11 protein-coding genes are annotated in these 12161 nt (G+C 31.7%); all 11 read left to right on the top strand.

The features are described 5' to 3' along the window. Positions 1-44 precede the first annotated feature (44 nt). The 11 genes from LKE05_RS10065 (at position 45) to LKE05_RS10015 (ending at position 12048) form a co-directional block, all read left to right on the top strand. Positions 45-188, top strand: coding sequence for a hypothetical protein (locus LKE05_RS10065; protein ID WP_308456742.1), 144 nt, complete (start codon positions 45-47; stop codon positions 186-188). Between the two features lie 596 nt (positions 189-784). Then, complete coding sequence (locus tag LKE05_RS10060) at positions 785-1405, top strand: IS607 family transposase (protein ID WP_308456741.1); 621 nt, start codon at positions 785-787, stop codon at positions 1403-1405. Further along, the gene (locus LKE05_RS10055) at positions 1377-2555 is read left to right on the top strand and encodes an RNA-guided endonuclease InsQ/TnpB family protein (RefSeq protein WP_308456740.1); all 1179 of its coding nucleotides are present in this window, start codon (positions 1377-1379) and stop codon (positions 2553-2555) included. The genes LKE05_RS10060 and LKE05_RS10055 overlap by 29 nt, the downstream gene beginning before the upstream one ends. Before the next feature lie 246 nt (positions 2556-2801). Beyond that, the gene (locus LKE05_RS10050; RefSeq protein ID WP_308456739.1) at positions 2802-3020 is read left to right on the top strand and encodes a hypothetical protein; all 219 of its coding nucleotides are present in this window, start codon (positions 2802-2804) and stop codon (positions 3018-3020) included. Between the two features lie 49 nt (positions 3021-3069). Then, entirely contained in the window at positions 3070-3285 is a 216-nt protein-coding gene (locus tag LKE05_RS10045; RefSeq protein ID WP_308456738.1) for a hypothetical protein, read from the top strand. A gap of 131 nt (positions 3286-3416) precedes the next feature. After that, positions 3417-3890: a crossover junction endodeoxyribonuclease RuvC gene (locus tag LKE05_RS10040; protein ID WP_308456737.1), complete on the top strand. Its 474-nt coding sequence runs from the start codon at positions 3417-3419 to the stop codon at positions 3888-3890. 16 nt (positions 3891-3906) lie between these two features. Beyond that, on the top strand, positions 3907-4497 hold the full coding sequence (locus tag LKE05_RS10035) for a hypothetical protein (protein ID WP_308456736.1): 591 nt from the start codon (positions 3907-3909) through the stop codon (positions 4495-4497). Positions 4498-4526: 29 nt separating this feature from the next. Beyond that, entirely contained in the window at positions 4527-5042 is a 516-nt protein-coding gene (locus tag LKE05_RS10030; RefSeq protein WP_308456735.1) for a hypothetical protein, read from the top strand. Between the two features lie 11 nt (positions 5043-5053). After that, positions 5054-10624, top strand: a complete 5571-nt coding sequence (locus LKE05_RS10025; RefSeq protein ID WP_308456734.1) for a phage tail tape measure protein — start codon at positions 5054-5056, stop codon at positions 10622-10624. 1050 nt (positions 10625-11674) lie between these two features. Further along, complete coding sequence (locus tag LKE05_RS10020) at positions 11675-11863, top strand: DUF6514 family protein (RefSeq protein ID WP_308456733.1); 189 nt, start codon at positions 11675-11677, stop codon at positions 11861-11863. A 14-nt stretch (positions 11864-11877) separates the two neighbouring features. Further along, positions 11878-12048 carry a hypothetical protein gene (locus LKE05_RS10015; RefSeq protein ID WP_308456732.1) on the top strand — a complete coding sequence of 57 codons (171 nt, stop codon included), beginning with the start codon at positions 11878-11880 and terminating at the stop codon, positions 12046-12048. The last annotated feature ends 113 nt before the right edge of the window (positions 12049-12161 follow it).

Genomic DNA, 12161 nt, shown 5'->3' with positions numbered 1-12161 from the left:
GGTGGGTTTCTACCCTCTATATTACTTTAGAAAGGAGATTTTCAATGGCAAACAGAGTTTGTGTTTTGTGCGGTGCAAAATATGATTACTGTCCAAATTGTGATGCAGACAAGGGTAAGCCTATATGGATGACTTGTTGGGATAAAGCAGAATGTCATGATATTTGGGTAACTAAACTGTTACAATAAATATAAACAAATCTGTACAAATTTGTGCAGTAGTATAGATTTTATTAAGCAGAAAGCCCTTTGTATCGAGAAATCGGTGCAAACTCAGTGTTAATTGCTTTTAATCCCTAAAGCCTTACACCTAAACAGTAATCTGAAAGGATAAGCTGAATGGTACGAAAGTAGAAAAAACGTAAGGATAGCATATGGTGAAATAAAAGTGTCTCAGTGTTAATGATAGGACAGATAATTTCTGACGTGACACATTAAAAACGGACATCCTAAGTGCTTAAGCAATGGGTGTTTAGCAGCGAAAGCCCTAAGTCTTTTTATAAGATATGGGACACGTTCAACGACTATCTCCTTGAGGGAGAGTAAAACCACAAGCTAATGGTGGAAGAAAAATACTGCCCCACACTACCATGTGGGTGAAGATATAGTCTACGCTTATGTGAAAGCATAAGAGGTCTGTCGGCGACGATAAGACTGCTATAAGGTTGCGACTTATAGTGAATGAGATAAATATATACAAATTTAATTTATTTATATAAATCTATTGACAACAATATAAAATTATGATACCATAGATATATAAAAATAATATGGTGGTGAATTTTATGGAATTGTTAAGCATAGGTAAATTTGCTAAAACTGTAGGAGTAACTACGACAACATTAAGAAGAATGCATCAAAGTGGCGAGTTAATTCCTGCACATATTTCAAATGGTGGAACAAGGTATTATTCTACGGAACAATTAAAATTATTCCAATCAAGTAATAATGAAAGAATAGTTATTGGTTATTGTAGAGTAAGCACTCCATCACAAAAAGACGATTTAGAAACACAAGTACAAAATGTCAAATCATATATGTATGCTAAGGGATATAAATTTGACATTATAAAAGACATTGGTTCGGGTATAAATTATAAAAAGAAAGGTTTAAAAGAACTCATTAATAGGATAGAAAATAATGAAGTTTCTAAAGTTGTAATTTTATATAAAGATAGGTTGATTCGATTTGGATTTGAATTAATTGAATATTTGTGTGAAATTAATAACGTAGAAATAGAAGTTATAGACAATTCGGAATGTAGTAAAGAGAAAGAATTAACAGATGATTTAATTCAAGTTATTACAGTTTTTGCGAATAGATTGTATGGACAACATTCAAAGAAAACAAAACGACTTATTAATGAGGTGAGAAACAATGCTGATAACAAAGAAAATCAGACTTAAACCGACAACTGAACAGGAAATATTATTTCGTAAAAGTGCTGGTGTATCGAGATGGGCATACAACTTCTTTTTGGGTGAGAATAAACGAATATACAGAGAGTATATTGACAATGGAAAAGTTGGTAAGAAAAGCATTAGCGAAGGCGATGTTAGGAAATACATAAATAATGTATTAAAACCAACTACTCATTCTTGGCTCAAAGAAGTTGGAAGTAATGTAATGAAACAAGGTGTTAAAGATGCCAATCTTGCATTGCAAAGATATTTCAAAGACTTGTCCGGAAAGCCTAAATTTAAGTCTAAACATAAAGACAGACCGAGCTTTTATGTCAATTATGAAAGTCTTTCAAGAAAACAAGGTGGTTTTCAAGGAGAAAAAATAGGCTTTGTAAAAACATCGGAGTCGCTTCCTAAACTAAATAAAAATGAAAAATATTCAAATCCAAGAATAACGTTTGACGGAAAGTATTGGTATCTATCTGTTGGTTATGAAGCGAAAGAAAACACAGTGGAATTAACAGACGAAAGTTTAGGAATAGATTTAGGAGTTAAAGATTTAGCAATTTGTTCAAACGGAAAAGTTTATAAAAATATAAACAAAACTCAAAGAGTTAAAAATTTAGAGAAGAAACTAAAACGTGAACAGCGAAAATTATCAAGGAAGATTGAAAATAATATTCAATCATATAAATCAAATAGAAGCCCTGTATACAAAAGACCTTTGAAAGAATGTCAAAACGTTCAAAAACAAAATCGTCTAATACGAAACATACATAGAAAACTTGCAAATATTCGTCAAAACTATTTACATCAAACAACGACAGAGATAGTGAAAACCAAACCATCTCGAATAGTTATGGAAAGTTTAAATGTAAGTGAAATGATGAAAAATAAACATTTATCAAAAGCAATACAACAACAAAAATTTTATGAATTCAAAAGACAGATTGAATATAAGTCAAAACTAAATGGAATTGAATTTATTCAAGTTGATAAGTTTTATCCAAGTAGTAAAACTTGTAGTTGTTGTGGAAATATCAAGAAAGATTTAAAACTTTCGGACAGAATGTATAAATGTGATGTTTGTGGTCTGGTTATTGACCGAGATTACAATGCAAGTATAAATTTAGCAAATTATGAAGTTATATAAATTCACTTAAAAGAATTATATAACTATGTACCTATCGCTATTAGGGAATTTACGTCTATGGAGTGTCATAACAAATGAAAGTAGCTACGGCAAAATCAGACACGTTGAAGTAGAAAGTCTTAATCGTGAGATAAGACACAGTATAGATTTATATAGATTAGTTGTAATTTATATATATTTATCATAGCGGCGGTATTATCAGGTTACAATTCCCACGACAAAACTGCAAAAGATGTCGTAGATGTTTTGGATAAATATAATGTAACTGACTTCACTAAATATGGTGGTCAAATTGAAGCTGACTTAAAAGCCATAGTAAAAGAAGTTAAAGGTACAAAAACGACAAAAACAAAAAGTTCAAAGAATATAGCTACTATTGAAGAAAAAGCTGATGAAGTAGTTAAAGAAAATATTAAAGATAAAAAGATAGTGAATAGTGATTTAGAAACCAATATAGGGGCGTAGATTTCACTATCTACCCCCTATTTTTTACGCTTGAGAAAAAGGAGAAAATATGGAACTATATAACTCAATAACACAAAAAACATATGATCCAGAACAATGTGTATTTTTTGAAAATGCATTGCAAAGTAATGCTTATGTGTTTAGAGGAAATGCAGAATTAAAAGCAATTTTGGACTCAAAACAAAATCCAGGAAGATTTGTTTTTGTATTTTCAAAAGAAGACCATGCGAGATTGAAGAGAGCATGGAATAATCATGAATTATAATGGTGAGATAATTAAAATCTCACCTATGAAAATATCTCTACTAAACTTAGTTCAGCCGTTTAGCAGGGGTATTTTTTTTGAGAGCAAAAGGCTGAACTGCTCTCCCCTTGACCAAATTGTAAGGAGATTTTATGAAAGATACGATTTTAGTAGGTTTGGATACTTCCTCAACTAAAACAGGTTGGAGTTACTACGTTAATGGAAACTTTACCGACAGTGGAGTTTTAAATTTTAGTAAGCAAAAAAATAGTGGTATTCGTATGCAAGATATGGTTAATTCCATATACGAGAAATTATCTACTCTAAAAGTAGATATAGTGGCGATTGAAACTACGGCTGTTACGCGTAATGCATCGTCACAAAGAATGTTAACTATGATCTTAGGTGCTGTTTATGGTTGGTGTGTTAATAACAATGTTGAATTTGTTATGTTTAGACCGAGCGAATGGCGTGCTTTGATTAGCAAAGAGAAAAAAGGTCGTAAACGTGACGAATTAAAACAATGGAGTGTTCAAACGGTTGAAAAATTATTTAAGAAAAAAGTAAGTGATGACGAGGCAGATGCAATCTTAATCGCACAGGCTTTAGTCAATAAGTATGAATAAATGGAGGATTTTAGATATGGATAAGATTATTACAGTTAAAGAATTTGTAGACGGATATAAGAAGCAAACTGATGATGTAACTAATAAAAAAGAAAAGTACATAAAAAAGTTTGTTGGTAATAATTATGTGAACTACGCAACTAAATTATCTATTGCCGATCAAATAGTACAATTATCATCTACAAATCAAGTAGACGGTCAAGTTAATGGACAGATTAAGATAAACTCATCTTTACGTTACTTGCTATATGTGTTTAATTTGGTTGATTTGTATACGAATATAACAGTTGATTTTTCAAACATTCTTGAAGAATATGATTTGTTGGAAGAACAAGGCTTGGTTGATGAACTCATTCGACTTATGCCACAACGTGAAGTTACTTCTTTTGAAACAATTTTGAAAATGGTATTTGATGACTTCATTCAAAATAATTATGAGAATCATGCTTTTATTTCTAATCAAGTTCAAAGAATAGTGGATATTTTTACAGCTACTACTTCCCCATTAATTGAGAAGATAAAAGAAAAAGTTGAAAATATGACAGAGGAAGATATAGACAAGCTCGGAAATAAGGTTGAGAAAATTCTAAAAAAGATAAGCAGATAAATGGCTGAGAAAGGAGTGTAATTATACCGATGGCTATATCTTATATAAACAAAAAAGCATTAGAGAAAGATGTAGAAAAATATTTAAAAACTTTTGCAGAGGCATATGCTGATACAGCTGCAAATGAAATAACAAAGTTTGCACAACAAGCAATTCAAAGATTCTATGATCATTACACTCCAAAATATTATGACAGAACGGATGATTTAAAAAAGAACTCTTTTTCAAAGTATAAACATAATAATGGAAATCAATATTATGGAGGAGTAAGAATATCAACTTACAATATGAGTCCTTATGTTGTTGGTGGTTTAAATAATCGAAGATTCATTGACCCATTTTATATTGCTCGACCAGCTTGGGAAAAAGGCATTCACGGTAGTGAAAATGGAATTAATGGTCGATATTCGGCACATCGAGATGCAATTCCGCCACTAGAAGTATTGCAAAAAGAAGTTGATAAATTGCAGTTCCGAAAAAAAATTGAAAATATTGCTCGAAATGCAGCCAAAAAACAACAATATCAATTTTTGCGTTTTAAATAAGGAGGAGTTAGATGAAGACACGAGATATCGGCATAATATCATTAATGTCGAATTATGATAGTAAAAGTATTAAACAAGTAATAGATAAACTAGACAAACAAGTTAAATCTGAAGTTAACGGCAAATTTAATGCTATTGGTGATGAAATAAGAAAGCAATTTGAATCAGCAATGAATGTCGTTCAAAGACCTACTTTGAAAAATGCTAATATAACTAGTTACCTAACAGATCTAATAAAGAATATTATGGGTTCAGGTTCTCCTGCGGATATATCTGAATATATTACTGATTTTACAAATCGAATGGAAGCTTTGCATAAGATTGTTGCTTCAAGTGATTATAAAGATTTACTACGTCCATTAAGCGGAAATCAAATAGATAAATTATTGACTGAAGCTGATAAGATTGCAGAACTTCAACAAACTATAGCAAACAGAAATGCTAATCTTGTTAAAAATAGAGAACAGATAATTAAGGCGAATCCAGCAAAAACAAAGCCTAGTGAAATACTTAAATCTTACGTCAAAAAAGAGTCTGGTTATACTGTTGATAAGAATATTTCTTCGGAGCTGTCAGATTTTGCTTCGTTAAAGATTGGTAATTCAAGTGAAGATGTAAATAAACAGCTTCAAAACTATCAACTTTTGTTAAATGTTTTTGAAAAGTTAAATCTTGAAAAAAAGCATATGACAGATGGGTCAAAAGAATTAGTTGGTTATAATAATCAATTAGAAGATACTTACAATAAAATATTAAACATAGAGAAATCAATTCCCGAATTAAAAGAATTTAGAGAGTCTTTGGCACAAAGTGATTCTAAACAAGAATTTTTGGGTAGAGACCTTAAATATTATGAAAATGGAACTAAATGGGCGGCAGATTCTTATCTTAAATCTCAAGATCGTGCAGATAATAGCAAAATTAAAGATATTGTTCAAAGAGCGATTGATAAAGCTTGGGAATACAATAATAGTGCTGTCACTAATATTAATACAAAAAGAGAAAAAGCTGGGTTCAATAGCGGAAATGAACATAGTGGGAAAATAGGTTCTAGTGATAATAATGATAATGCTAGTAAGAGTGGATCGCCTAACTCCAATAATACAACAGTTGATATTAGCACGGAGTTGACCAAATCTCAACAAAGAATAGTCGATATTCTGAAAATGGATTACGATACTGCTTATGATAAGATGAGAGAGATACATAAGAAGTTTGCAGAATACGAAGATTATGAACCTACAAAAAAAGAACGTGAAGATTTTTTTGCGTTATATGACAGACTTAAAACTGAAGTCCCAGATACTAATATGTTAATTAATAATGGGAAGGATCGGATTGGTCTTGATGACACATACAACATGATAAGTATGTCATACCCAACTCTCAAAGAAAAACAATTAGCTGATATTCAAAAAGTAAAAGATGTGTTGTCCCAAGCTAATACAGAGATTAATGTAACCAATTCGGAACTTAATGTAACTGACGAACAACTATCTAATATAAAAAATAAAATATCAGATATTCGTAAATTAAGTAATGAAGATTTACTGAAAAAAGTTCAAGATAGTTCGGATAATATTAGACTTGCAATAGGCAACGGAAAAGATGTTAATGAAGATGAACTTCATGAATTTATTACATTAAGAGAACGTTACAATGAATTGCTTGAAAGTGATAAAGTTGGAGAATGTTATAAAAATAGTCAATCTAGTATAGATAGAACTTTTAATAAAATCATTGAACAACATAACGCTGATTATGAAGCAATCATTAATCATCAAAAGGAACTTATTCAGGAAGTAGAACAAATCACTCCTCCGGAAGTCTCGACGAACGATATTAAAGAAGATTCTATAAATGAAACCCCTAAAGAATCCTTAAAAGAAAAAACATCCACTCCACAAAATAATCAATCGGAACTACGGGATTTATATTCGAAACTTCAAAAGAGCATGATGGATATCATATTTAAAGAACGCTCGCCACAAGGAATTGGAGAAGATGACATTCGTGATTTTATTACATCAAGAGAACGTTTTAATGAATTACTTCAAAGTAGTGATGTTGGAGAAAGCTATAAGGATAAAAAATCAAAGATAGACGATTTTTTTAAGAGGATTACTGAACAATATAACATTGATTATGAAAAAATTATCAGTCAACAAGAGGAACTTCTTGAAGAAACAAAGCAACTGTCTACCAGTGAAGATTTCAAGGAAACGTCTAAGGAAAAACCTAAAGAAGTAATTAAAGAAGAGCCTAAAGAAACGATCAAAGAAGAAACATTAAATGTCCCAAATGAAAGTTCTGATATTCAATCTGAAGTAACTTCTTTTGAAAACTTAAAAACTGCAATCACTCAAGTTACTTCAGAAGTAGATAAAAAGACACAGGCATTTAAAGAAGAACAACAAGTTGTTACTGGTACTGTTCAGAGGGAGATTAATTCACTAGATGTTTTAATTGGTACATTAGTAACCATTCAAGAACATATAGAAAAAATCAAAGCTTCAGCGGCAGAATTACAAAATATTAATGCGAGTAATGCTTCATCTCAGTCTCAAACAACTGCAACAGAAAATTCTGCAAACAATAATCAAGAAAAACTTCAAAACGATTTAAAGACAACTCAATCCAATGCGGAAACACTTAATCAAACTTTAAAAGAAATCAAAGAAAATTCTACTATTTCTATTAAAATAGAAGCACCTGAAGAAGTCACCTCTAAACTTATAACTCAACTAGAAGCTTTAAAGAAAATTTTAGATAATGATTGGTTAAGTAAGGTTCAAGAATTATCTAAGCTTAAAGAATTAAAGAATTTAGGCATTACCGACAAGGCATTGGACAAGTTTAAAAATCTTAAAACTGGTCTTGACGGTATAGTAAAGAGTTTTAATAAGATTAATGATGGTGGTTTTGCTTTCTTAGATAATCTTACAATTTTAGCCCAACAAGGCGAAGCTCTTAAAGATTTAACTACTTTGCTTAAAACAAGCCAAAGTCAATTAACAAATGCACGTAATACAGTAAACAATAATAAGAACTTTATTAACGAAGATGTTTATGATAACAATTCGGAGCAATGGTTAAAGGATAATGTTGATGCTTTAAGTAATAATAGCAAATACATAGGGGTTTTGGATGCTGAAATTGCTCGTGCCACAAACGGTATGGTTAAATTCACCGCCAATGTAAAAAATGCTAAAAATGAATGGCAAAAATTAAGCGGTACAGTTAAGGCAGATGGAAGTCTTACTAATGTTTCTTTGAAGAACATACAAGGTAAACAAGCGAATAATCTTGACAATGTTCTTAATGGCAATTCTAACACTTCCCAACTATCTAATAAGGAAGATATTTTAAAAGACATTGAGAAGTCACTAAAAACGATTTATGATTATCGCGTTAAGATAGCTTCAATTAACGATACTGATACTTTAAATGATTTACAATCCAAGTTAAGTTCAGAAGAACAACAATACAAGCAATTGGTTGATAATTACAAAACAAATTATTCTGCACACCCAAATGACTTAGATGATGACTTTAGAAATGTTGTCAAACCTGTTAAAGTGAAGGGTAGGAAAAATATAAGAGTTGCTAGTGCAGATGATATTTTAGATAAAATAACAAAGCAACAAGCAGAAGTATCAAAGCTTAAAAACCTCGAAGGTAGCATATTCAAGGATAAAGGAGACAACTCATTTAATGATTATCTTCAAGACCAAGAAAATAAATTAAATGAATTAATAAAAAAATATAAGCAATATGGCGATGTTGTTCAAGATGTTCAACAAAAGATAGAAGATGCAAAAGTAAACGGTTCAAACGAGGGAATATCACAAGCAGACACCCTTAGAGCAAACTATGACTCTGTAAATAAGATACATGGAGAGCTTCAAAACGGTAATCAACAAGGTTTTCTTGAGCAATATTACGTGAGGGCTAACAAGGCTGTCACAAAGTTGATTGGTAAGCAACAACAAGGTGAAGAAATAACAAAAAAAGAACTTCAAAATGTTCAGAGCCTATATAACGAGTATAAGAAAATAGCGAATGCCGGCACACCTCTTGCAGACAATATAAGAGGTAAAGTTAATGCCGATAGTTATATCTTAAATAATGCTAAGCAACAAGGAACTATAATTTCTCAAGGTGAGTTCAAGGAAACCGACATTTCAAAGGGTCTTGCAACTGCTATTATTAAAATCCGTAATGCAAAGGGTGAAATTAGAGACCTTCAATATACTTGGAATGACGGTATGATTAGCATGGCTGATAATACCAAGAAAGTTCAAACTTCTTTAGTTGGCGTTCCAAAAATTATGGACGCACTTTCTAAAAAGTCTAAAGAGTTAATTACATATTGGACGGCTAATTACATAAATCCTTATAAGATAATCGAAATGATTCAAAAAGGTGTCAATATTGTAAAGGAACTTGATACTGCCCTTGTTGACCTTCGTAAGACTACAACAATGTCTTCGACAGATTTGAAAGATTTCTATTCTGATGCTAATGAGGCAGCAAAAGAGTACGGCGTTACAACTAAACAGATTATTGATCAAGCAAGTTCATGGAGTAGACTAGGTTATTCAGACAAGAACAGTGCTACAGAAATGGCAAAACTAAGTTCACAATTTGCTACTATCTCTCCTGGAATGGATATAGACAAAGCCACAACAGGATTAGTATCTACAATGAAAGCCTTTGACGTTCAAGTAGATGATGTTAAAGACGGAATTATGTCAAAGATTAATTCTGTTGGTAATGCATTTGCTACAAGTAATGACGAAATTATTGACGGTCTGGAACGTTCGGCTTCAGCAATGGCTTCAACCGGTGCAAGTTTGGAAGATACTATTGCTATTTTTACAGGCGGTCAAGAAATCGTACAAAATGCTGAAAGTGTTGGTTCAGCAATGAAAACCTTCTCAATGCGTATTAGAGGTATGGATGAAGAAGGTGAAGCCCTTGACGAATTATCAAATGTCAAAGGTGACGTATATGAGCTAACTAACGGTAAAGTTAGTATCATGAAAGATGAAAATACATACCGTAGCATTTATGATATTTTAAAAGATATAGCAGGAGTTTGGGACGACATTACTGATAAAAATAAGGCAAAATTGCTCGAAAAATTATTTGCTAAAACCAGAGCAAATACAGGTGCTGCTATTCTTCAAAACTGGGATCAAGTGGAAAAAGCCGTTAAAACAATGGAAGACAGTGCTGGAAGTGCTGATAACGAAATGAGCATAGCGGCTGATAGTATTGAATTTAAACTAAATAAGCTATCACAAACTTGGGTAGGTTTTGCTCAAGATACTTTATCTCAAAATTCATTAAAGGGGACGATTTCTCTTTTAACAGGATTATCACAAACACTTACTGGAATTTTGGGTGTAATTCAAAACATCACATCTCTTGGGGGAATATTACCAAGTGGTGGATTGCTTGGAGACTTGGGAATTGCATCTGGCTTTGTGATGAATAAAATGGGTATTGGTAAACGTACAGTTTCAGTGGTAATGTACTGTGCCCACCCCTCTAAGATTATGTATAATGTCACATAATTAACGGACGGGAGTGTTAGCCACTTAAAATAATGACAGATACCTTATATGATAAATATAAAAAACCGAATATGCTGGGAACCCTAAAGACTATATACAATCCAAAACAGAGTTGGAAACAACAGATGGAATGGTGACGAAAGTCGGAAAGAAACGTATATAGTATGTTATATGACGAGAGTCTAAGTAACATTTTATGCTTTTATAATAAAGGAATGGGTAGTCGATAGGTAGGCATTATGCCGAAAGCAGGGAAAGACTAAGTTCTTAATTGAATATTATGTGAGGTCACAACTCATTGTCTTAACCCCCAGAGACTGACAAGGTTTGGCAAAGATACAGACATAATTGTATTTTTGCTGTGAAATACAGTCCGAACCTTGGGAAACCAAGTTGTGTGTAATTATATTAATAGCTTCCGAAAATATTAGTATGATTATAATAATTAAATTAAATATATTGACTTTTCACTTAAATGTGATATAATATTTATAGAAATAAAAAATGTGGAAACCAAAGACGGTTGCCACAACTGATAATGTTTACACTTATTTGAGATTATTTAATCTCAATTATAGTGAGCCAATCTGTTGCAGCAGACGGCTCACTTTTTATTTCTATCGCAAATGTAAAGCACAAGTGCCATTACATTTACAACGGTATCAATAATAGTACAGATACCAAAAAATAAAGAAGTAATTATGTATCAGCCTCCTTTCAAGAAAATTTCTCGTCAAGAGCTTATACATAGCCTCCATTCCGCTCAAGCGAGATGAAAGGCAACCGTCCTTAAACCGTCATACCGTTTACAAAAGAAGCTAAAACTCAACTGTATAACGGCATGATTTCCACAACATTATTATATCAAATTCAACATTAACTGTCAATATATTCTTATTTTGAGCGTGTCTACGGATACGTTCTTTTTGTATGTAAATGTAATTGTAATAAACATTTTACAACTTATTTACAAATTATTATAATGTATTGCTATATAATGCCATATATTATATAATTATAGAGAAATTAAATGAAAAAGAGGATTAAAATATGTACGAATTAATTGAAACGAAAAACAATGATATATCTTCATACGGCATTAAGTGTGGTAATGTGCGGATAGAGGATATATCAACAAAGAAGAACACAGTAGAGAGATTAGTCTCTATGGCGAATCAATATGACCTCTCCCCTATTCATCTACACGACTTTGTGGAGGATTTTGTGGAGAATATATAGTTGAGGTGATATGTATGTTTGATAAGGAACTATTTGAAAAGATTTGTACTGATTACGGTATTGAACTTGTAGAAAGTCACGAGCAAGGGATTACTTTGACAGATAGCACAAAGGTATATAAGAGTGAAGAAGATTTTAAGGAACTTTTGCTTGAGTTTTTGATTAATGGAGGAAAATGTTGTTGAAAATGCAATTTACACAATGAAAAAATTTTTAGAAATTTGGAATTAAATTATGAACAAGTATAAAAGACCTACCTCATAAACAAGGTGAGTCTTTTTAATGTCAAAAATATTGA

This window comes from Hominilimicola fabiformis (assembly GCF_020687385.1).
Taxonomy (GTDB): domain Bacteria; phylum Bacillota; class Clostridia; order UBA1381; family UBA1381; genus Hominilimicola; species Hominilimicola fabiformis.
Note: the sequence above shows the minus strand (reverse complement) of the source record. Positions and strands in the feature narration are given on the sequence as shown.

What these genes read in the sequence shown, in the direction of transcription:
- LKE05_RS10055 (WP_308456740.1), top strand. Translation starts at nt 1,377, where the DNA reads ATGCTGATAACAAAGAAAATCAGACTTAAACCGACAACTGAACAGGAA.
- LKE05_RS10030 (WP_308456735.1), top strand. Translation starts at nt 4,527, where the DNA reads ATGGCTATATCTTATATAAACAAAAAAGCATTAGAGAAAGATGTAGAA.
- LKE05_RS10020 (WP_308456733.1), top strand. Translation starts at nt 11,675, where the DNA reads ATGTACGAATTAATTGAAACGAAAAACAATGATATATCTTCATACGGC.
- LKE05_RS10045 (WP_308456738.1), top strand. Translation starts at nt 3,070, where the DNA reads ATGGAACTATATAACTCAATAACACAAAAAACATATGATCCAGAACAA.
- LKE05_RS10060 (WP_308456741.1), top strand. Translation starts at nt 785, where the DNA reads ATGGAATTGTTAAGCATAGGTAAATTTGCTAAAACTGTAGGAGTAACT.
- LKE05_RS10035 (WP_308456736.1), top strand. Translation starts at nt 3,907, where the DNA reads ATGGATAAGATTATTACAGTTAAAGAATTTGTAGACGGATATAAGAAG.
- LKE05_RS10040 (WP_308456737.1), top strand. Translation starts at nt 3,417, where the DNA reads ATGAAAGATACGATTTTAGTAGGTTTGGATACTTCCTCAACTAAAACA.
- LKE05_RS10065 (WP_308456742.1), top strand. Translation starts at nt 45, where the DNA reads ATGGCAAACAGAGTTTGTGTTTTGTGCGGTGCAAAATATGATTACTGT.
- LKE05_RS10015 (WP_308456732.1), top strand. Translation starts at nt 11,878, where the DNA reads ATGTTTGATAAGGAACTATTTGAAAAGATTTGTACTGATTACGGTATT.
- LKE05_RS10025 (WP_308456734.1), top strand. Translation starts at nt 5,054, where the DNA reads ATGAAGACACGAGATATCGGCATAATATCATTAATGTCGAATTATGAT.